The 22,132-nt window shown below is 56.9% G+C and carries 16 protein-coding genes and 2 pseudogenes; 7 read left to right on the top strand and 11 right to left on the bottom strand.

The features are described from left to right. Nucleotides 1-232: 232 nt before the first annotated feature. From J2W46_RS28415 to J2W46_RS28395, 5 genes are all read right to left on the bottom strand, one after another. Entirely contained in the window at nt 233-886 is a 654-nt protein-coding gene (locus tag J2W46_RS28415; RefSeq protein ID WP_310358285.1) for a hydrolase, read from the bottom strand. Between the two features lie 841 nt (nt 887-1,727). Beyond that, the gene (locus J2W46_RS28410; RefSeq protein WP_310358282.1) at nt 1,728-2,678 is read right to left on the bottom strand and encodes an AraC family transcriptional regulator; all 951 of its coding nucleotides are present in this window, start codon (nt 2,676-2,678) and stop codon (nt 1,728-1,730) included. 253 nt (nt 2,679-2,931) lie between these two features. After that, nucleotides 2,932-3,573, bottom strand: coding sequence for an HD domain-containing protein (locus tag J2W46_RS28405; RefSeq protein WP_310358279.1), 642 nt, complete (start codon nt 3,571-3,573; stop codon nt 2,932-2,934). A 1,219-nt stretch (nt 3,574-4,792) separates the two neighbouring features. After that, nucleotides 4,793-7,855 (bottom strand): winged helix-turn-helix domain-containing protein, encoded by a 3,063-nt coding sequence (locus J2W46_RS28400; RefSeq protein WP_310358278.1) that lies wholly within the window; start codon nt 7,853-7,855, stop codon nt 4,793-4,795. Nucleotides 7,856-8,640: 785 nt separating this feature from the next. Then, nucleotides 8,641-9,384: an SDR family oxidoreductase gene (locus tag J2W46_RS28395; RefSeq protein WP_310358276.1), complete on the bottom strand. Its 744-nt coding sequence runs from the start codon at nt 9,382-9,384 to the stop codon at nt 8,641-8,643. Between the two features lie 772 nt (nt 9,385-10,156). Between J2W46_RS28395 and J2W46_RS28390 the strand changes: the two genes are divergently transcribed. Further along, nucleotides 10,157-10,732 (top strand): NADPH-dependent FMN reductase, encoded by a 576-nt coding sequence (locus J2W46_RS28390; RefSeq protein ID WP_310358274.1) that lies wholly within the window; start codon nt 10,157-10,159, stop codon nt 10,730-10,732. 477 nt (nt 10,733-11,209) lie between these two features. Here the strand turns inward: J2W46_RS28390 and J2W46_RS28385 are convergent, their stop codons facing one another. Further along, on the bottom strand, nt 11,210-11,449 hold the full coding sequence (locus tag J2W46_RS28385; RefSeq protein ID WP_310358268.1) for a putative quinol monooxygenase: 240 nt from the start codon (nt 11,447-11,449) through the stop codon (nt 11,210-11,212). Between the two features lie 608 nt (nt 11,450-12,057). Here J2W46_RS28385 and J2W46_RS28380 point away from each other — a divergent pair. After that, nucleotides 12,058-12,603 (top strand): TetR/AcrR family transcriptional regulator, encoded by a 546-nt coding sequence (locus tag J2W46_RS28380; RefSeq protein ID WP_310358265.1) that lies wholly within the window; start codon nt 12,058-12,060, stop codon nt 12,601-12,603. Nucleotides 12,604-13,310: 707 nt separating this feature from the next. Here J2W46_RS28380 and J2W46_RS28375 read toward each other — a convergent pair. Beyond that, the gene (locus tag J2W46_RS28375) at nt 13,311-13,580 is read right to left on the bottom strand and encodes a DUF1488 family protein (RefSeq protein ID WP_310358260.1); all 270 of its coding nucleotides are present in this window, start codon (nt 13,578-13,580) and stop codon (nt 13,311-13,313) included. Nucleotides 13,581-13,889: 309 nt separating this feature from the next. Here J2W46_RS28375 and J2W46_RS34395 point away from each other — a divergent pair, with 309 nt between their 5' ends. Continuing rightward, nucleotides 13,890-14,099, top strand: coding sequence for a hypothetical protein (locus J2W46_RS34395; protein ID WP_374726877.1), 210 nt, complete (start codon nt 13,890-13,892; stop codon nt 14,097-14,099). 172 nt (nt 14,100-14,271) lie between these two features. On the opposite strand, the pseudogene J2W46_RS34550 reads toward J2W46_RS34395, so the two are convergent. Together J2W46_RS34550 and J2W46_RS28360 are read right to left on the bottom strand one after the other, a co-directional pair. Continuing rightward, nucleotides 14,272-14,476: pseudogene (locus J2W46_RS34550) on the bottom strand (IS5/IS1182 family transposase); the annotation flags it as partial. Between the two features lie 124 nt (nt 14,477-14,600). Beyond that, nucleotides 14,601-15,750, bottom strand: a pseudogene (locus tag J2W46_RS28360) (IS30 family transposase). Between the two features lie 423 nt (nt 15,751-16,173). Between J2W46_RS28360 and J2W46_RS28355 the strand changes: the two are divergent. Together J2W46_RS28355 and J2W46_RS28350 are read left to right on the top strand one after the other, a co-directional pair. Beyond that, on the top strand, nt 16,174-16,983 hold the full coding sequence (locus J2W46_RS28355; RefSeq protein ID WP_310358257.1) for an MOSC domain-containing protein: 810 nt from the start codon (nt 16,174-16,176) through the stop codon (nt 16,981-16,983). A 538-nt stretch (nt 16,984-17,521) separates the two neighbouring features. Then, a complete protein-coding gene (locus J2W46_RS28350) occupies nt 17,522-18,265 on the top strand; it encodes an FUSC family protein (RefSeq protein WP_310358254.1) in 744 nt (247 codons plus the stop codon). Nucleotides 18,266-18,500: 235 nt separating this feature from the next. Here the strand turns inward: J2W46_RS28350 and J2W46_RS28345 are convergent, their stop codons facing one another. Further along, nucleotides 18,501-18,959: a universal stress protein gene (locus J2W46_RS28345; protein ID WP_310358481.1), complete on the bottom strand. Its 459-nt coding sequence runs from the start codon at nt 18,957-18,959 to the stop codon at nt 18,501-18,503. A 1,165-nt stretch (nt 18,960-20,124) separates the two neighbouring features. Between J2W46_RS28345 and J2W46_RS28340 the strand changes: the two genes are divergently transcribed. Next, complete coding sequence (locus J2W46_RS28340; protein ID WP_310358253.1) at nt 20,125-20,994, top strand: intradiol ring-cleavage dioxygenase; 870 nt, start codon at nt 20,125-20,127, stop codon at nt 20,992-20,994. A 262-nt stretch (nt 20,995-21,256) separates the two neighbouring features. Here J2W46_RS28340 and J2W46_RS28335 read toward each other — a convergent pair whose 3' ends face one another. Further along, a complete protein-coding gene (locus J2W46_RS28335; protein ID WP_310358251.1) occupies nt 21,257-21,631 on the bottom strand; it encodes a lysozyme inhibitor LprI family protein in 375 nt (124 codons plus the stop codon). 168 nt (nt 21,632-21,799) lie between these two features. Between J2W46_RS28335 and J2W46_RS28330 the strand changes: the two genes are divergently transcribed. After that, a complete protein-coding gene (locus J2W46_RS28330; protein ID WP_310358250.1) occupies nt 21,800-22,000 on the top strand; it encodes a hypothetical protein in 201 nt (66 codons plus the stop codon). Nucleotides 22,001-22,132 lie beyond the last annotated feature (132 nt).

Genomic DNA, 22,132 nt, shown 5'->3' with positions numbered 1-22,132 from the left:
TTCCAACTACATCTGGGTACGCCAGCGACGGATGTCCGTCTTCCACACAGCAGTGCAGGCGTGCGATCCGGCGCTCGCACTTCACTCGGGTTTTTCGTCGCACGATCACAAGTCCAAACAGGCGATCATGCGAGGATCTGACCCGACCGTGCTCATCGCCGATCGATGACCACGCCCGCCGTCGCCACAGAACAGCCATCGGCACGGACGTGTTGGCAACTGATCCAGCGGATCAGTGCCCTTCGCTGCCGCCGAACATGGTCTTCGCATAGATCAAGCCCAGACCATACGCGCCGCCGTGAGCGATAGAGGTGGCGACCGTTTGGTCGTACGTATCTCCGCGCGCCCAGTCACGCTGCAATTCCAGCAAATACTGCAGTGAAGTCATCGGTCGCGCGCCCGCTTGAACCATCCGGTCCATGGCACGTTCATGCGCTTCAACGGACACGTCGCCACAAGCGTCGGCAATCACATAGACCTCAAAGCCCTGGTCGATGGCAGATAGCGCTGGGCCGACAATGCACACGGACGTCCACAGCCCGGCGAGTGCAAGCCTCCCTTTGCCGATGGTATTGACCCGCTCTGCTATGCGGCTATCTTCCCAAGTATTCATTGTTGTCCGGTCGATCACCGTTTCATCCGGAAAAACAGCTCGGATTTCATCGAAGATTGGACCCGAAAACGATTTCTCAGCGACGGTGGTTAAGATCGTGGAAACCTTGAACTCTTTCGCTGCTTTTGAGACAAGTGCAGCATTGTTGCGCAACGACACTGCGTCGATCGATTTGGTCGCGAAAGCCATTTGCGACTGATGGTCGATCATGATCAGCGTGTGATTGTTCGGATCCAGCAGTAATTTGCCGGGCTGAGCGTTGGCGGTAGGCATGATGGCCTCCTATTGATGATGCCAGTTGAAAATCAGAATTTTTCGATGCAACTATGATCAGGACCGCAATGGTCGAACGTGCAGATGTTTAGGATTGAAAAAAATCAACTAACGCTGTTGCTTCATCACTGATACTAAATCTTCATAGCCGCTAAATTGCTGGATACTAACTAACTGTGAGGCAACGCGCATTACGCGACCGACCATGACGACCGCTGTAAGCGGTCGTCAGTCCAGCATTAACACGAGTTCCCTGCAGCGCGCCCGCCGATGGGTAGTTCCGAAAATCGTTGACCACATATGATCGAACGCCACGACTCACTCAACGTATGTTTGGTTGGAACGGACGAGGCAGAGTCTTTTAGTTGCAGGCAACCTTGCATCTGTCTCGCCTCTAAAATGCCTTCGACGCTTTCATGGTTCGGCGCTGTGAAGTCACATTGACAACAACGATAGTAGAGTGACGCCGATAAATCTTCTTAAGCGACGTTAAACTTCCTTAATCGCGCTTCGCAGTGAGCACTTGGTTCGCTCCCTGAAGCACCACAGCTAGCTGACTAGGTAGACATCGCCCGCTTGGGGGATGGGCTGTCTTGCGGTTACGCGATCTGGCAAGCGCTACGACGTGTAGGTCCTCTTGCTTGCTCGGGTATCGCAAGGCCGAGCAAATGATCGGGAGCGGCGATCGCGAGCCGCGCGCGCTACCGCCCGGGATGTCACCCAACGATTGATACGGCCGGCAGCCTACCGAGGATGCTCAACAGAAGCGTCCAGCCGCAACTTTTGAGGTCGGCATGCAGCTGTGGAGTAGGCCACTTGAGTCTCATGGCACGCCCACGAGTCACTTGAAAATTGCCCGCCAACGGGCCGGTGTATGTCCGACGATTTTTTTAAAGACGAGTGTGAAGTGACTTTGGTTCTTAAACCCAAGCATTTGAGAGATGGCTAGGAGCGGTAAATCTGTATCTCGAATCAGCCGCTGCGCGCGACCGATCCTCATCTTTACAACGTAGGCGTTGGGGGTTGCACCCGTAGCAAGACGAAATTGGCTCGAGAAGTGCATGCGAGATAGGCCCGCCACGGTGCTCAGATCGTGAAGATATATCGGGTCGAATATGTGGGCTTCGATGTACTCGGTCACACGTTGCAGTCGCCACTTGGCGAGGGGCGACACCCGGGTCCGAGGCACGGACCTTTTTGAACCGAGCAAGATGCATCGCGACGCGATAGCCATACTGATGCTGTCGAGAACCATTTGATTACTCGGGCAGTTTTCCTCGCCAATCTCAAGCATGGCATGGATCAGATGTAGAACAGGTTTGTCTTCTAGGAACGCTACATTGCCCAGAACGATATCGCTCGGCGCAGGGACACCGAAGACACTTTGATGGCATTCCTCCAATAGCGTTTGCGAAAGGTAGAGGCGATAGGCGTCTGCGGCATCGGTGAAAACGATGCGGCTAGGTTCGCCAGGCGGTACTAGCAAGCTGGAATTGATCGCTACATTTGCCAGCGAAATCTCCTTCCGTCGGTAGGAAAAGAGGCCAGCGCTAACTGTTCTGTTAATGGTAATCGTGTGGTTTCCATCTGCAAGTTCTTGGCGAAACTCAATGGGCTCAACCGGTTTCGGTAGATTCCACTTGCAAAGTATCGGTCGGACACTGTCTTGTTGGGGACGTAGGATCGGACGCTGGCGCCACTCCAGCTCCTGAATCGCTAGGAGGCTTGCAACGCCGGGCTGCGTGGGTCCTGCAGGTTCGGTAAATATGCTTTGTAGTAAGGTCGTTTTCATCCCCGGATAGTAGTACGCACATCAAGGGGTCGACAACCCGGCTTTTCCAGCGAGCGTCCCACGAATAGCGGGCTTCGCAGTGATGTGTGGCCCAATGCCATCCAGTGGTGGTGTTCCGCAGCGTCAGCCACAGCGGCCGGTCGCGGCCTCGCGGCGCCGGCAAGTGGCCCCCGGGCCTTGACTCCCTGTCGCAAGTCCTCGGTTTGCGGACTCGGTCCAGCAGGACGCAACGCGTCGCACTGGTCAAAGCTTCTTAGTCGTCCCACTGTGAACCCAATATCAGCCCACAAAAGTTCAAGCGGTAGAAGTCGGGATCGCATCTGTCTAGTACATCAGCATTAACATTCCCGAAGGTAGTTCTCGGCCGCTGCTTCATGCCGTCCGCCAAGGCCTCGATTATGCGAAATTTGAATGCACGTTCACGAGGGTATGCTTGGAGCACTGCGCGGCGATCGTTTTCCCCGATTTCGTCGTAATACAGTGCAATGAGGTCTGTCGCGACACCTGCATGCAGAAGGTCAACTAGCGGCGATTCGAACCCGTCCAAGCCGAACGTGGTGTGAAGAGCGATTGCGTCGCGAACACTTCGCGCTTCTTGCTTCGTCACTCCGTTGGATGAAAGGAAGTCTGCCGCTGCGTCCGCCCCATCCAGTTCGAACCTGCGACCGGATTGATTGTAGCGTGGCGCCAAGCCATAGTGGTGAAACACCGCACCGACGAATAAAAGCTCCAACGAGAAATCTAGAGACCGATTGCGGCCGATGAGCGAGGAAAAAAGGAACGCGCGGAGGGCATGTCTGACTAGCATTTGCGGCATGTCCTTCTGGATGAACCGCAACGCCCCTTGAGCGATATCACTGTCGGGTATCGGCACGCCTGCAATGTGAACGTTCATCGCCTCTCCCGCGCGGCAACCGCTTGACTTCAAACTGGGCAGCGGACCGCCTGTAGGCAGCGGTCAAGGTCCGGGAGCTGCATCCCTGCGGCGGACTTCCATCACGCTGATTCGGAACAGCGTACGCCAGGCCGAAGGTAAGCGTCCTTAAACTTTATTTAACTGACTTTTTCATTTCCGATCGCTAGTCGACGGCGAGTTGCGCACTGGTTAAGTTCAGAAGAAGAGATTTGGACGAAGACGAAGTGCGCCGATCGCGCGGTCGCAAGTGCCAAGCCGTCCTGCCTGGAATTGCGTCGATGGTCGGTGAGCATCGCGACATCCAAAATTACTACACATGATCACTGTCGAGGAGTATGTCTCAGATGGCCGGCGTCGACGCCGGCCTTGTGGCGCGGAGGTCAAGGCACAGGGGTGGTAGCGTACCAATGGCTAGGGGCGGCGCTCTCGGTCATCGCGTTGCGCAACAAGCTCAACGCGGAACTGCTCCGTCGTTGGGCAGAACTGTCCAAGGGAAGCGAGCGATCGCTGGTTGCATGCAGGGACCTGGTGGTGGCCCCGTAATGGAGCGAGTATTCGTACCGATATCGCTCGAGCCGAGGAACGCAAGTCCGGGTGACCTTCGCGTCGAAGGTCGCCGCGCGGACTAGCCGATGACGCTAGATAGCCCGTGTCTCAGGCAGCGCAATGCGCCACCTGAGTGCGAGAGTGGCTCGGGTCGGGACTGATGAGACATGGCTGGCAGTCGAGCCGATGGACATGCGCGGGGCGTTGCCACGGCACTGGCGAGGGTGGTTGTGGTGAGCGACGCCGCACATCGGCGCCATGTCTCCTCCTCGTCAACTGGCGAGCCGATTGCTCGAAGGTACCGGTTCACAACGGCATCGAGGTCTGGGTGGCAGCGCAACGGCTCAAGGAGGGCCAATTCCTCTGGCCGCACGCTAGTTGCGAACCGGAGCAACTCGCACTCACGCAGGAGCATCTCGCGGGACACGGCGGGAGGTTTGCCGTGGGAGCGCATCGGTCGAACGGTGGGAACGGCGTCGCATGGAGACGACCGAAACCTGAACGGTTGCACTTCCACGGTGCCTGCCGATTCGGCAGAGTGGTCCGGACAGACTTGCCAATCGACCCCAACCCCTTAAGCCCGGCGCTGTTGCTTTAAGGTGCCGCCGTACAAGCGCACGTGTAAATATCGGCGAGCAAGATGTCTACGAACTTACAGAGCCGGCTTCTGCGCTGGCGCCGTCGCCAGCTCGTGCGATGTGCCGATTATCGCGGGAACAGGGGTGTTCCTCACCGGAAGCATCAAAGCGACCTCCATCCTATGGACTGCAGGGACTAGGTCCTGCTGCCGATTGAGTTTTGTCGTCTCGGGTCTTGACTGCATCGCCTCACTCAAGTCTTGATCTAAGCGCGATGCTTCTTGAGCTTCAGGCCAAGCGCAATCATCAGGAAACAAAGCGCACGCTTGTTTCAAGCGGTCCAGCGCATCAGCGAAGCGCCCCTGGGTGTGCCACAAGCGTGCAAGACTGAGGGCGGCCCGCAATTGCAGCGATGCCGCGCCTTGCCTTTCAGCAACTTCAATAGCCTCGAAAAAGCACTGTTCGGCCTCCAGCATTGCTGAGACGGCTGGCGTACCCGCCATATCTGCCAATAACGCACCGCGCACACGATGTAGCTCGCTGACATACCATCTGTTCCCGGTTTGGTCGCAACGCCTCAAGGCGCGACCTACCGTCGCAATTGCTTCGCCGCGCTGTCCGCAGCGTCCCTGAAGAATAGCGTACTGCGCCAAGAGCATCGGAGCGTGCGCGCCGAGACCCCCAGCGTCCAGTTCGTCTATCGCAGCAGAGAGTTCGCTGAGGTGATCGGTCGTCGGTCGGTCCCGAGCTACCAAATATGAATCGTAGGTCCGACTAAACGCGCAAGCGGTCTTGAGGCCAATCCGATTTGACGCGTCGCACAATAAGCCAATCGCTTCTGTTGCCGCTTTCCGATCATTTGACAGTAGCGCTATCGGGATCGCCGCCTCGATCAACGTGTAACAAGTCGCAATTGCTTGCTCTTTCACGCGCGCCTCGTCGAGCCATCGATTGACGAACATCAAAGCTCGTTCCCGCTCCCCCCTTAACCAGAGAACGCGTGCGAATACTGCGCCGTTAACGACGTTGTGACCGATCGTGCGTCCCGGAGGGATCCATGACCCGGCAGCATGTGGTTCAAAGATGAGTCGTTGAAGAGAGCTATTGGCTTGGCGCTGGTCTCCCGCTAAATGAGATGCCATCCCGACCAATCGGTAACCCAGCATGCTGAAATCCGGACCGGATACGTCGTCAGATGATTGGTCTTGATGCACGTCCGCTTCGAGAAGAGAAAATCGGTTGGCGAACGATAGAGCGCTGTTCGCATCGCCCGCACTCTGGCAAACATTCCACAAGCCCCATAGTGCGCATGCCTCAAGTGTTTTGTCTCCACTTGCTATTGCCGACGTAAGCAGTTCTGCCCATAGCGCAGTAGTTTTACCGGGCGCTTGCAAATATGCGCGCGCCGCTGCCATTGCAGTCTGCAGATGCATTCGGGCATGCTTTAATGAATCCGTGTTCTTTGGAAGTGCGCTCACGAGTGCGTCAAGTGACCGCTGCGAACACTTGACGCACTCGTCAAACAACGAAAGCTCGAACAGCAGCCAAACGAAACGAACGGCTAGCACTTCCGCAATCGCCTTATCTCCTTGCGATGAGAGAGCCCAGGTAAGCGCTGCACGAAGGTCACCGAGCACAGCTCGCATGGCGTGTTGCCACGCGCTGTACGCGCGAAAGGAGTTGGTATCGGACATTGGGCCAAGCGTTTCACAGAAAAACGCGGCATGGCGCCTGCTCGCCTGCTGCCGCTCGCCGTTATCATCGAGTCGCTCTTGTGCGTAGGCGCGGGTGGTTTGTAGCAGTTCATAGGCGCTTGTGCCCGCGCAGGTAGTCCGGGCGACGAGTGACTTGTCTATTAGCCCGGCGACCGCATCTACGATGGCGAATTCGCCGAGTAACGAATCCGAAGCTACCGCCACGGCGGCCGGCATCGTAAAGGCTGCCGGGAATACACTAATCCGTCGAAGCGTGGCACGCTCCGGTTCGTTCAGTAATGCGTAGCTCCAGTCGAACGTGGCCTTGAGCGTCTGGTGTCGGGGCAACGCGGAACGGCTGCCTCCAGTAAGTACGCTGAAGCGGCTGTCCAGGCGGGTTGCTAACGTTTCCACACCTAAGACCGACGCACGCGCCGCCGCCAACTCGATAGCAAGAGGGATACCGTCAAGTCGACGGCAGATAGAGTGTATCAATTCATGACTGCGCTCATCGGACGGAAAAAGGGGGTCCAGTGCGGTTGCGTGCGAGAAAAAAAGCTCAACAGCACTGCATCTTAAGGCGTCATCTTTGAAATTTGTTTGCTCCGCGACACTGAGCGGCTCGACCCGGTAGATGCGCTCCTTTGTAAGATGTATCGGTTCCCTACTAGTGGCGATCACGCGGGTCAGCTTACTTGCACCGGCTAGCGCCTCGGCCAATTGTGCGGCTGCGGCAGCAACGTGCTCGCAGTTGTCCAATAGGACCAGCACCTGCGAGCCGATGAAGTCCTCGCTTATTCGCGTCAAGGACAGCGGTCCGTCCGACGCCTCAACAGCAAGAGCGCGCGTGGCCGCATGCAAGACGTCTTGGAAGTCAGTTGCTGACACAAGCGAGATCAAATAAACCCCATCTCGGAACAGGCTTAGCGCTCGGTGTGCGACTTCAATAGCAAGCCTCGTCTTCCCTATCCCACCAGGACCGACAAGCGTTACATGCTGGTCGACTGCTAGTACGTCAATAAGCTCTGAGATCGCGTCATCCCGTCCAATTATGGGCGATGTGAGGGTGGGAAGGTTGTTCGGTATGGGAAGCTTAGCTGATGCCTTGGTTTCTTCGGCTTGGGCAATGCGCGAGAGGCGATACTGGTGCTGCGCGCCAGGGATAGTCAAGCGGTAGCCGCGGCCGGTGACCGTTTGCAGCAGCGATCTGTTCTCTCCCAGGAGGCTTCGTAGCTTGGACAGGTGTACGTAGAGATTATTTTCCACGACGATCGTTGAGGGCCAAACCTGCCGTATGAGATCATGCTTTGATACGAAGCTGCCGTGGGCTTCAACGAGGACTACGAGGATGTCAAATGTTCGCGCGCCGACGGCCAACCGAACGCCATTCCGCAGCAACTGTCGGCCTTCAAGATCGACATCGAGGGATCCAATCTGAATCATGGTAAGGGTCCGGCTAATGCATATTACTCTATTGGCAACCGCGGGCTACCGACTTGCTATCGCGGCCGCACGCAACGACATTGGCTAGTCAGGCCCAAGCGCAAAGCTTGCCCTTGGACTGCAGGCGCACGCAGAATGGCTCCTTCACTCAAGGCTGTTCGCGGAACCTACGATGCATACGGCAAACGAGGCTATTGTTGCTCTATCACTACGTCGCGTCTACCAGGATCGATTTATTTTTGCCAACTTTTCACGAATGACGATGTTGGGCTGGGGCTGTTGAAAAGGGGGGGCGGGCGCACTCGGCGAGAGCTATATCCATTGGCTTATAGACAATCGCGCGTGTTAGCGCCGGCACGATTACGTGTGATGTCTTGGAAGGCGTGAACCGCTTGAAGCCGATCCAGATCGCGAGACTTACAGTGGCCTCTGGCGGCGATCGAATTTTCCGCGCGCAATTTATCGCAGAACCCCGTTGAGCTTTGGCTTGCCGGGTGCTTGGGTTGGGTGCAGTGAGCAAGTGCGCGCGCCGAACGTCATCTAGATCGAAGAACAGTTCGGCATCAATTTCGTGCCAGTGAGGCTATACGCGTCGGACGAGCCACGCGCCAACCCACGCCCAGGAATATCGCCATGCTCGGTTTGAGCCGCTCAATGGTGCAAAACTGCGGACCTTCTACACGGCAACCTGTTCATTAACAGAACGCAAAATCTCGGTTCCCCAGCGTAGTTACCGCGAGCACGATCTGCACTACCTAGCAAATAGACCGTCAACGGCGGCAGGCCTATGCGTTGAAGCCGCCGTCGATGGTAAGGCTTGCGCCCGTCACAAAACTTGCTTCCGGACCGACGACATAAGCGACCATTCCAGCGATTTCGTCGGCCGACGCGTGACGCTTCAAGGCCATCAAGTCGTGCAAAGCCTGTGCGAATTCGCCGGCTTTTGGATTCATATCGGTGTCGGTCGGTCCGGGTTGCACATTGTTGATAGTGATTCCCTTGGGGCCCAGATCGCGGGCCATGCCTTGTACGAGTCCTTGCAGAGCAGCCTTGCTCATGGCGTACGCACTTCCGCCGGGAAAAGGCATCCGCTCAGCATTGCAACTACCGATATTAACGATACGACCGCCATCACCCATGTGCGGCAATGCGGCCTTCACTGCAATGAAGATGGCTCGCACGTTGACGGCCAGCGTTTTGTCGAAATCCTCAATTGAGAACGTATCCACTGAGCCTAATAGCAAAACGCCGGCGTTGTTCACCAGGATATCGATTCGCCCAAACTTTCGGGCTACTTCTGTGATGGCGCTAGCCAAGGCAAACGAGTCGACAACATCGGCTTGCAAGCTCAGAACGCGACCACCTTTCGCCTCGATTTCCTGTGCTAACCGTCTCGCGTTCTCTGACGAGCTTTGATACGTGAAGGCGACTATTGCGCCCTCGGCGGCGAGTCGCCGTACGATCGCAGCGCCGATGCCTCGAGCGCCACCCGTAACGAACGCAACTTTCCCTGATAACCTGTCTTTCATCCCTTTCTCCTCCGTCCATTCGGCTGGCCCGTGCTGAGGCAACGGTCTGTAAACGTACGCCATTATGGACCGTAAGGTTCCTAATGTCACGCGGCGACCGTCGGACCCACGAAGCTAAGGCGAGCCGATATTAAGTTGGGCGGCGCGCCATGCAACAATGAATACCGAAGAGTGTCTGCTGAGCGTCATCAGAAAAAGATCCGTCTCCCTCCGCAGACGCCCGCTTTTGCCCGCGTATATTTTGAAGCGATCGAGTATGGCGACTGTCGGGATCGAGCGTCTAGTAAGTTGAATCTGCGATAGAGTGTGGCCAATTTCGCGATTATTGCGACGACGACGCGGCGGCAGTCTAGTGTCTCTCGAATGCGTGCGTATCGAGCGAACCGTCTGATGATTGCGATACGGGCTCTGTGTTGGAAAGCCGCGTTGGCCGGCCTTATAGATACACAAGTTATAGCTCGCGGCCGAATCGGGCTTAGGGAGCGCTTACCAATCGCTGAGCGATCAAGGGACATTGGGATGCGCGGCACAGGCCGCCGGTGCGGTCGCCGCGTGCTGTACGGACCTGACTTAGAACTTTTCAGGGCCATTAACATGACGTGAACTCGCGCTGCTGCTAACGTGATTTTAGCAGCAGCCAATACAAAGGCGCGTTCGGCGGTGGCTCGGCCAACGGATTCTCCGACGGCCAGTGAAAGTACTGCCTGCTGGGACTCGATGTACTGTCAGCAATTTTCCGTTTCGTCCCCAACGACAAGGTTCCATTACAACCATGACCGTTAGAATTCTGGCCCTCTCTGGAAGCGCCCGCCGCGACTCGCTGAATCGAAAATTGCTTGAGATCGCGATCGGCGGTGCACGCGATAGTGGCGCATCAGTCACTGTTATTTCTCTTGCCGACTACCCGTTACCGCTCTATGACGGTGACCTTGAGGAAGAGCAAGGCGCCCCGGAAAACGCACTGGCTCTTCAACGACTGCTCGCAGACCATGATGGCCTTCTGATAGCGTCGCCCGAACATAACGGTGGCTATACGGCTGTGCTGAAAAATGCAGTCGACTGGATCAGCCGCACCACATCGACCGGCGAGTCAGGAGTCCTTCTGTTTTCGAACAAAGTTTCTGCAATAATCTCCGCCTCGCCGGGGCCGATGGGCGGCCTTCGCTCTGCGTTAGCATTTCGTGGCGTTTTGGAGAAGCTCGGTTCGATCGTTATTCCGCAGTCGTTTTCTCTCGGATCTGCGCACAAGGCATTTGAGGGCAGCGCTATCCTCGATGAGAGAGCGAGCCTAAATGTACGTTCTGTTGGCGCAGCGTTGGCCGACGTGGTGAAGCGCCTTTCTGCCTAAAGGCCGGACTGGGATGCCGGGTCAACCGGTAGTCGCTGGCTGTTGCCCTGGCGAGTCGCATTTTCGACAGGGCACAGGACGAACCCGCCGCGGCGACCGCTAACCTGCGCGCTTTTCTCTTGTTCCTAAGGTAAATCCTTTGCAGCGCAAGTTAATTAAAGTGTGCGGCAGAAGGACGATGTTTTTACGACCTGCCGATGAGCCGGCCGTTTCAGCGTAATGCGAGATCGTTGCCGTCGCCGCTCGGCCTAGGCGCCCTCGGTCGAGGAGTTTCCGGTGAGTCGAACGCTACTTCTTCTGCTGCAAAGCAGCGAGCGCCTCGCTGGCTCGCTGCTACCATTGGCGGCAGAGGCGACCGAAAAGTGATGCCATGTGACGCTATCTCATAGTCGCTTACTTCACTGCGCGCTCGAAGCCGCGAACCGGTTCAAGCCATTCGAACTTCCGCTCGGACTTCAACAGCTGCTGCAGCTTGCTTTAATACTCTACTCGATATGATCTTTTCAGATGAACATCTTTGAAGTATTGGGGGCTGCATGCCCAAGTCTCGTAGAGCACCAGTGTCTCCGGATCTTCCATCGAACGATGGAGATACGTGTTGACGAAATCCGGTTCATGGGACATCTGCTCAAGAACTGCTTCGAGGCTGGTAAATAGCTCTTCGCGGGCTTCCGGCTTGCCGGGCAGATGGACGATGAAGGAAATATTGTCGGTCATGATACGACTCCAGTGGACAAGTGTTTAGCGGCGGTTATGCTTCTGATTCGAGCTGCTTCGACGGTGGCGCGTCCCAGATAGCTTTTCGCCGACGCGCTGAACGCGCTCAGGAATTCTGCGATGCGAGGATCTGCCCGGTGGAATGACGTTGGCACTCTTCTCGGCGTTGGGCTGGGCCGCTGCCCCGCAAAGAAAGCCTGTCGTTGTCGATGCGTCCACCCTCGACATCAAATGATCGTAACGGGCAGTTCTGTCCTGGCCGGCAAAAATAGCTCTTTGCCAGGTGGCGTCCACGAACGTCCGGAACTCCCATTTAAGAGGGTAGCAAAAAAGGGATGATTTTCGTTCCGCTGACCGGAGTCACCAATCGGTGACGGCGATCTGATTGTGGACCATATGGTTTATAATGCACAATGGCTGTCGACGCAAATTGGACGTTTGACTTTCCGCGGTAATGAAGACTTATACGTGGGCGGCCGGTGCTCGCACGGCGCGCATCGTGCTGAATGCACGTTTGAAATCAACGTCACTTCGGGCGGGCTTTCATCAAGGAAATTGAGGTGGGACGGCCAAGAGAATTCGATGAGGACGACGTACTGGAGAAGGCAATGCATGTCTTCTGGGAAAAGGGCTTTGACTCATCGTCGTTGGCCGACCTCCAAGAGGCAACGGGCTTAAAGAAGTCGAGTCTGTATAAGGCTTTTAAAAGCAAGGAAGGGCTCTTCCGGCGAGTCGTTGATCGGTACAATAGCAATCATCTGTCGTTTCGCTCGAGGGCACTAGCGCAGTCAACGCCGCGACTTATTGCCCAGGCGCTGCTGGAAGGCATTGTCGACCTCCATACGGGAAAGAAAAGACCATCGGGCTGCCTAGTTACGTTTTCTGCGCTAGCTTGTAGTGCCGAGGCCCGCTTGGTGGCGCAGGAACTATCTGAGAGTCGAAATGAGTTCGAGCGGAGACTACGCGTTCGTCTCGGCGAGATCGAGTACGCAGGTTCTTTTCCCGCTGGCATGAGTGCTGCTGACGCTGCGTCGTTTCTCACGACTTTCATTCAGGGCCTAGCCGTTCGGGCCAGAGGCGGCGCGACGCGTCGCCAGCTACGTCACCTTGTTGCCGCGGTGATGCAGAGTTGGCCAGCTGAGGAGCCCATGTAGTCCAGATAATGTGTAGTGCAAAGGAGTGCAGCCATTGCACCGAATACATTGTCGACCCCACCCCAGTTATCGTTGCTCATTGGGCAAAAGTAAACGGCCGATATTTTGTTATCACTCCGCGCTGGCCTAAAGTTCGACATACGCCCGCCTTGGTGGGTTCAGCGAACAACCATGCGATGGCGGCCTCGGACCCTCGGCGCGGCTCAGCTTGGCCTGGTGCTGGCGAAGGGCGCAGATGTCACGCGTCCCGATCGCGGGTTTCGTATGCACTGCGGTCCTTTCACGTGCTCTCGAACAATGCATGCGCACAAATTCAGTTGTTGCGCGCAACGAACCGGTTCCGTACACCACCGCCCGGAGCACTGTTTGACTCAATGCAACATACCCTCATCGGTCCGACGAAGGTCGACATAACGTCTAAGCACCGATTGCCAGCGGCCGGCGCTTTCGCGTTTGACTCAGGGTAGGGCCTTCATTCGCGCAATCAGATGCTTGCGGGGCTCTGTGTCAACCTGCATCCGGATGCCGACTGGTGACGTTACGTTTTTGAGCTCAATCAACTACCCTCGCAGATGCCTTAGGCGCGGCAACCACTACCGAAGGCGAGCGCTAACACACCAATTCGCGTCGAATTGATGACCGAACACGGTGAGACGAGCCAGTCGCTGACTCGGACCTTCTGTCCTCTAGGCGCTTGATCACAAGCATCAGGTCCGAATGAAATCATTCGGTGTCAACTCGACCTTCCTTTGCGGACGGACTAGTAGCTTGCGTTCGGCCATGGCGCGGATTCGGCGGTATCCGTCGCTGAACGTTTTGAGCATGCGAGCGTCGCTGGCCGCGGGTTCCAGCCAGAAACAGGATTCTAGCGCGGCGGTCGTAACGAGGCATTCGACAGCGCGGCCTTGATGAACGAGAGTAAAGGCAACGCCCCGGCGGTTCGTTGCAACGTGTGGTGCGGTGTCGACTGTCGCCATGGTTGACAGACTGCGTTTCGAAGTTCTTTGCCATATTCTTGCATAATGTCGCAATGAGCGTTCCGTCGGTCAGGGCGGCCGTAAGCGTTGCTGCCGAGGCTGAGAGCTTGGGCCGATACCGACTGTATGGGACAGCATGGTTCGCACCGGCGAGACGGCCGATGAAGATGGGAACGTCTCGATGGAAGAAGTGGTGCTCGGCGAAATGCTCGCCATGGGGCAGGCGACGCGCCGGGCCTGGCCCGGGGGCCATCGTCGTCGTCCAAGTAAAGCTGATGGCCCGATGCGGTATCCTTACCCGGAAAGCAGGTGAAAATCTCCGGCATTCTGGTGGATTTCGTGGTCGTCGACGCGGAGCAGCGCCAGCGTTTCAACGGCAGCGATCACCCGATTGATGCCGCGCTCGACCGGGCTGCTGCCAATTCAATCGTTGCTGAACCGGCGGTCGAAGCTTGCACTGGGCAAGTCGTTTGGACGAGATGCGCCAGATACAGCTCACTTACTCACGGTGACACTTGACGGCCCAGGCTGTGTGGAAACACCAAGAGAGTTTGAATGCACGCGATTCCGACCTCGCGTCACACATGTGGCGGTTTGCATGTTGACAGTTCAGTCGGCGATACGAACTGCTGAAGGGGTCTAGCGCCCTTTAAGTAGCGATTTTGAGCTTGTTCTAAAGGTCGATGAGTACTCAGGCACCCACCGGCCGCATCGCTTTCATTGTCCTCTTGAGTCCCAAGATTCTCGGCAATCTCATGAGGTTGTAGGTAAGCACGTTTAGACTCATCTCGGTCCACCCGTTGGACAGCCGTGCGCGTCAAGAAGCGCGTTTACTCCAGCCAGTGCTTGAACGTCCCGAAGACATGATCGGCGGTGCGTCTGCGTTTCGTCATTGCGCCGAATCATCGCAATATGCCACGCGTGAATCGCGGACGAAGCCGTCCTATGCAAGGTCGGATTGGCTTCTCAGATGAATGTCCGCTGGAGAGGTGTCTCGACTGTCGCTTGGGAGTGGCGGATTCAACCGGTCGATGCAACGGTTTGATGAAATCGCTCAGCCGGCGTGTCGAAGTTTAGTGTTTTTCGGGGGCGTTCGTTGAGCCGCCAGGCTACGACATTAAGTCTGGTTTGTGAATAGACGGAGAGATCAGTGCCTTTAGGGAAGTACTGCCTCAGAAGCCCATTCGTGTTTTCGTTCGAGCCGCGTTGTCAGGATGCTGTGGATCGCAGAAATAGACCTTGATGTCGGTAGCCACGGTAAAGCGGTTGTGATCGGCCATTTCCGAGCCCCTGTCCCAGGTCAGCGATTTATATAGTTCCCGAGGTAACTTGCTGGCGTGTCGTATCAGCGCGTTGACCACAGCCTTAGAATCCTCGCTGGCTACTTTCACCAGCATCACGAATCGACTTTGACGTTCGACGATAGTTGCAATCTGGCTGGTAGCGTTGCCATACAGCAAGTCACCTTCCCAGTGCCCGGGTATTGCGCGATCCTCCGCTGTAGGGGGGCGTTCGCTGATCAACACAGCGTCGCGAATGTTCGTGCGGTCTTCAGTTTTCAATGTGTGGTGCCGGGACCGACGCATGACTCGAGAGCGTCGCAAGTGTTCAAGCAATTCCCTTTTCAGGGGCGCCCCGAGCCTGAGCGATAGATCGTCTCGTGTGACACCAGATGGTCCTTGTTGACGGCATATACATGCCTGAGCCAACCAGAAATCTGCTCAGGAGACCACTGCAGCTTCAGCTTTGCAGCGACGACTCGCGCCAGCGTCTGGTCTCTCACCAATTTGCAAACCTTCGGGCGACGTGCCCGATCCCAGGCGAGCGCGTCCGCCTGACTCGCTCGATAATCTTGCATGCCTCCGTTGCGCTGGAGCTCGCGGCTGATCGTGGAAGGAGCTCGTCCCAGCCTGGCTGCAATAGACCGAATCGACAATCGGGCTACCAGGCAGCGAGAAATTTCCTCGCGTTCCGCAAGCGTCAATGCCTTCAGTGCGCGATGCCTTTGCGGTGGCTCGATGCCGCCCGCCTTCGCGAGTATCCGCTGTATTGAAGAGTGGCCCCGATCGAACAGTCTGGCAATCTGATGAATTGTTTCGCCTTTGCGCCAGCGGTCCCACATCAGTGCCCTCTGACTCTCAGAATAGTAGATCCTCGGCCTCTGTTTCATTGCAACACCTCCACTGCCTGCGCAGACTCTAGTGTGTTGCATCGACCGGTTGAATCCGCCGTCGACTTCGGCTGTTTGACGTGAGATCGTGTCCGGGAATGGAATGCCATTCGAATCTGCGCTCAGGCAAAAGTTCAAATGCCACCTGTGCCGCGATATGCGGGTATCTATGAGCACCCATATTTTCTCTAACCCAATTTTTGACGCTGGAGTTGCTCCGTCGAACTTTGCCTGGGCGGACGAGTTGGTTGTTCCACGTCCGAGGCGGTTGGCGTCAAATGCTTGGTTACGCCCGCGAATGGCAGAGTTCGACGCCACCTTGGCAGGATCCGCTGCATGGTTTTCCACGTTTGAAAGGTGTTGCGCCAGTAACATCCATTTCAGCGTGGCACCCCGGCCCCGCAAGAATAGGAAGCCTGTGCGATGTCAGCCTTACAAACCGTTATTGCATCGATTTGCCGATATCCCGTCAAGTCAATGATGGGAGAGGAACTCAACTCGGTCCTGGTTACGAAACGCGGAGTAGCGGGCGACCGCGCTTACTCGCTGATCGATGTTGAGACCAACAAACTCGTCAATGCGAAGCATCCCCAAAAGTGGCCGGAGATGTTCGCGTATCGTGCCCGTTTCACAGCGCCTCCGGTTTCGCCTGAGGAAGTGCCACCGGTGCATATCACTTTGCCCAACGGCGACGTGGTCGACTCGACATCCGGCGACGCTGAGCAGACGCTATCCGCGGCGCTGCGCAAAGCCGTACGTCTCGTGCGGCCAGATGAATCGGACAAGGGGTTCGAGGGTTTCGTGCCTACTGTCGAAGGCGTGTCCGACCACGACTTCGTTTTCGACAAGATATCCCCGCCGGGGACGTTCTTCGACATCGGTCTGATCCATATCCTGACGACGTCGACCATCGACGCGCTCCGAAAAACAGTGCCTGGAAGTCGGATCGAAAGCCGCCGCTTCCGTCCAAATCTTGTCATCCGAACCGATGGCGAGGAAGGCTTTGTCGAGAACGCATGGGTTGGGCGAACCTTGCGCATAGGTGAGGTCGTGCTGAAAATAAAGCAGCTGACTCAACGATGTGTGATGACGACCTTGGCGCAAGGAGATTTGCCAAAGGACATGGCTGTTCTCAAGGCGATTTACCAGAATAACGGTGGCAACATCGGCGTGTACGCGGAACCTATACAGGTCGGGACTGTGCGAGTAAACGATCCGGTCGAGTTGATTTAAACGTGGCTTGACCAGCAATCGCCTGGCCGGCGTGAATTGGTGCCATGTACGGCCACTACCGTTTTGGCAAGTTGAGTTTCCATAGTGCAATAGCCATGGCCTTTCCCCTCTCGCTGGGCTTGATGAACATTCGACACTCCATCATGGCACGGCGTTGCCGATATGCGGCTTCAGCCGCAGCCGCGTGGCGGAGAGGTTCCTCTTATTCTCTCGAATAGAGTTCGCTGCCAAATCGAGCGCGCGCGGTCAACAGGAAGCGCATTCGACGGGTTAGAAGACAGACGAGGTCAAACTTCCAACAACACTGTTGCTAGTGCAACCACGGGAGGCGCCCGATGAATGCCCGCCGAACTCCCACATCTGCCGGGAGGCTTTTCAGGGCGGCCCGTAACGGGCTGTTCGGAGGGCTCGCGGCGATGGCCTTACTGCGGACCGTGCTCGCCGCGCTGCTCGTCATGCGCCTTTGCATGCAGCTTGATCTACCGTCGCCACGCACGGCGATGGTGGCCGCTTTCATCGTGATGCAGCACAAACGGGCATGGTACTCGCCAAGAGCTTTTACCGCTTTACGGGCACCATTATTGGGGCTGTCATGGCCATTGCCATCACCGCTGTGTTCGGTCAGGTTCCAGAACTCTTTTTGCTCTCCATTGCAGTGTGGATTGGTTTCTGTACTTTCGGCGGGGCGCTAAACCGTAAGTTCCGAGGGTACGGGTTTGTGCATTCGAGGTACACGACCGCGCTCATCGGCATTCCTGCGTTGGCCCATCCGGACGGCGTGTTCCTTGCTGCGACTACAAAGGTTTCCGACCTGGCGGCACAAGTCAACACCGAATTCATCAATGTGTCGCATCAATGGCTAGAACGGCTGCGCTGGCAGGGTGACGCGGACGCAGATGCAGCCGTCGAAACTTGCCTTTACGATGTACCGGCGTTGCTGGCGCTGGAAGTAACCAAGCCGGTGCGCACCGCGGCAGAGGCGGCCCATGCAGAAGTACCGCTGCAGGCATTCGTAGCCGTCCTGCCGGGTCGGCTGGCGCGCGCGCGGGGCTGGTGCACTTGCCTGACGAGGCGCTGCTGGAATTTGGACACGGCCGCGGAACTGCTAGAGCGTTTCATGGCTGAAATGCTCGCCTACACTCAGACCTACGCCTCGCTTGCATTGGAAACTGACACCCGCGAGCTGACCGCAGCGCACTATGTCTTCAAGACCAATGCTGCTGCGGATGGATGCCCTTGCGAAACATTCGTGCGCTCTTCAAGATGGGGCGCTTTCGCCTAAAATTCCAGCGGAACCACCGTCAATTTGTTCCAGCCTACTTGAGCAACTCCTGCGGTTCCAGATATCCGCGAGACGGTCTCGACTACGCGCTACACGCCTGCGTACCGAGCGGTGTGCGCTTGCGATAATAACGCCCTCTTCTCCGCATGGCGTCGGAGCGACACCAATGACTTCTCTGCTTAGGCGCGCAAGGCGTGTTGCCATCGGCGCGAAGACGATGGGTGGGTGGTCGCAGTCATCGGCGTGTTTGTTGCGAGCGACCTTTCGCCAACGGCAGTGTCACAGTGACGACAGTCGATCCGCACAGGCGTTCGGCCAGATCGAGATGAACTGGTCGCTGGCCGAGCCAGCGCGCGAGTCGATTACGTCTTCGATGGCCTACCACTACGATATTCGAACTGAGAGCCGCTGCATGGCGCGAGACAGCGTCGACGATGTGTTCAAAGTAAATGTAGCCGTGCGCCGTGACGCCATTTTGCGCAAGCTTTGCGATGGCGATGCGAAGTGTATGGCGAGCGACTTCTTCTTGGTAGCCATAGGCGAGATCGCTTAACATGCCTGCGGACCTCGCGGTCGGGCTGAGGCAGTCAGCGACCGACACTACGTCGACCTGCGCCGACAACGCGAGAGAGAGTTGCGCGCAACGCGCCAGCGCCGCCTGTGATTCGTCTGTGCCGTCGTATACGAGCAGCATTCTGTAAAGGGGGGACATGACTATCAACCACAAATTAAGGCCACAAGGCCGGGGTTGACACCAAAACACGCCACCCATCACATTTATTCCGCATTGACGGTAACCACGCGATTTTGCAGGGGCTCGATGAGATGTTTCCGCGCGGTGGTCGGCACGGTGCAAGTTGCAACTAACCTTGCCATGCGCTGCCTCATCGCATAGTCATGGCCCCCGCTTACGTGGGCTATTGTGCGCGGTCAGGCGCTGGCTTTGACAACGCCCACCCTCGTGCCGGTCCATCCTGCGGAGACTGATGCGCCTTTGCTTCTCGGTCTTGCATGAGCTGTTGTCAAGTGTAAAGGCTTCTTCGGGCGGCTCAAATGGAGCTCTTTTAGCCATTCGACTGGCGTAGTATGACCGTTGATCGCTTCTCTTTAGTGCTCGGCTCTTACATCCGCTGCTGCAGTGCGACACGTGTCGCCGTCGGCTGCGCGGTGAGCGGCATGCAGTAGGCGGGAAAGCTCGCTTTTTTCTTGTCACGCTTCGCAAGGTGCCGTGTTGCCGTGACCTGCTCTACGGCTAGCAATGCCTCATTAGACAGGCGCGGAGGGCAACTGCCGGGTCTGAAGCTCAAAGGACAAGCACTCGTCGAAAGACACCGAGCTCCGTGATGATGTGTGGTGATGCTGCGAGCCGCGATGCGGACGTCGAGGCAAGGCAAGTTCCGCATGTGCAAAAAATGTCAATCCGGCAGGTGACCCGCAAGGGGACCTAGTGGACAAGTCGATATCAGAGCGCGGAAAAAGCGAATGGCGGCCGGCAATAGTCCGTATAGAGGTTGAGGATTTGCCCTGATGTGAAAGGGTGCCGACTTCGGCGTGGTGCAATTGTCGCCGGTCACGTTAGAGATTCGTGGGCGCTAACAGATACAGATAGGTGGATGCTCCCTGGTGTGAGACGCGGCGCAATCAGGCGGGGCCCCGGGGCGGGCGCGGACACCGTCGAAACTGGCGCTTTTTGTTTAGGTCGAGACCGTCGTGGGAATAAAGCCTTATGGAAAGTGTTCTTACTTCAAAGGCATGACTGCTGCGCCTCGCTCTTATACCAACGCGGCAGTTGGTTGCCACGATGCAGTTCTCATTTCCGATTCCGTTCACAACCAAGCGCTCCGCAAACAAGGTGCACAATGCAAAACCTCGACGAAAATTCCATTACAGAGGCCGTTATTGCGAGCCACGAATGCGCCCCTGACGGCAGGCTAAAGGCTATTGTCTCCTGTCTCGTTCACCATCTCCATGCTTTCGCCCGCGAGGTTGGCCTCACAGAAAGCGAATGGGATGCCGGGATTCGCTTTCTGACCGATGTCGGGCATGCTACGCATGAGCGCCGTCAAGAATTCGTCCTTTTATCGGATACTCTAGGCCTTTCGATGCTGGTCACGGCCATGGCACACCGGAAGCCGGATGACTGCACGCAGGCCACCGTTTTCGGCCCATTTTTCGTCGAGAACGCTCCGGCCTATCAAAACGGCGATGATATCGCCAACGGTGCGATCGGTGAGCCATGCTTCGTGTCTGGGGTCGTGCGGGGTCCCGATGGTCAACCGCTTGACGGCGCTCGCATCGAGGTGTGGCAAGCAGACGCTCAAGGGCTTTACGACGTGCAGCATGCAAGCGACGGAGAGCAGCGTGCGCGGGGGGTGCTGCACACCGGTCCGGACGGACGGTATTTCTTCCGCTCCATAGTGGCCGAGCCGTATCCGATCCCGCACGATGGTCCGGTAGGGCGCATGCTCCGAGCGTTGGGCCGTCATCCCTGGCGCCCAGCACATCTGCACTTCATGATCACTGCGCCCGGGTACGACCGGCTCGTAACCCATGTATTTCGTGAAGGCGATCGGTATCTCGATTGTGACGCCGTATTCGGAGTGCGATCCTCGCTCATCGCACCTTGGATTCGTCACGAAGGCGGTCGCTCACCCGACGGCACCATGATGAGCGGCCCGTTCAGCACACTTACTTTCGATTTCATACTTAGCCGATCGCAATGCTCTTAAGTGTGGCGACTTGGCGTGGCGAACGAGGATGGGTTGTGCATTTGGAGCAGTATATGTATAAGACCCGGCGATACCGGGTCTCGTCCGCCGTTTGATGAAGAAAGATATCAACACTATCGAAACGATGGTGGGGTGTGCAATGAACAATCACAACGACAATGAACTCGGTACTCCTACATAAGATCGACATAAGGGAATTTATCAACCAGACTGCGATAGATGAGTTCCATCCCTTGTTGTCAGCGACCAGTTGGCTCCCACGTCAATTGCACCGGCGTGCCGATGCGATCATCTTCGCCATACGATCGGTCTCTGCGGCCTGGCAGGCGGCAATTTCCATCAGGACGATCGAACCGCCTCCGTTTACTGCCTCTGCCGACATCTTGCAACTCGCATCGCGTCGCTTCCTCAATGCGGTGATTTTGCTGTCGAGGCGGGCTTTGCAGCCGGGTGACTTTGCGACTCTGTCGTCGACGATGTCCTGCAGTCTCTGTTCGGCAACAACTCTGTCGCGCCACGCACAGAAATTCAGGCTGACCTGATTTGCATCGCAGTTCGCAAGCATGCCTTGCACCTCACCCGCGGGTAGCCCGCTCTGCCGCGAGATGAGGTCGGTAGGATCAACGGTGCCGGCCATTGCTGGCGAGCATGCGAGTACGAGTGCAAGGAAAGCGGCTTTCATCTCGACCCTTGAGCGAACGGCGCCGCCTGTTCACGACGTCGGTTGACGAGCCCATTGTCTCGCGGTGGCGGCAAAAGGTGACCGTGGGCGTCGCGCGGATGTACATATACGCAGAGACTCATATTGCTTGCGACCAGCCTGTCATTACCGCTGTTCGCGGTAGCAGACGTATCGCCCGACCCACCTTCCCCTGAGTTGTGGGCGAAAGTCACCCTGTGCGTCGAACCGCGCCTCGGTGAGTTCGTGGTCACGCACAATGCGGCGAACAATCTGCTCGGTGAGCCGGACCTTTGTGGCAAATTTCGCATTGACCTGTGCTATTGACACGGGGCGCTGACGTTCAGCCGAGGCGCAAAATCCCAAATGAGCGAGCGTACCGACTCCGTAGGTGCAGTTACTACTACGTCGTTGTAGCAGCTCATCGCGGCACTTTCTCGACGCCACTAGTGCGCCCAT

Origin of the sequence: Paraburkholderia strydomiana (assembly GCF_031456815.1) — a bacterium.
Taxonomy (GTDB): domain Bacteria; phylum Pseudomonadota; class Gammaproteobacteria; order Burkholderiales; family Burkholderiaceae; genus Paraburkholderia; species Paraburkholderia caledonica.
Note: the sequence above shows the minus strand (reverse complement) of the source record. Positions and strands in the feature narration are given on the sequence as shown.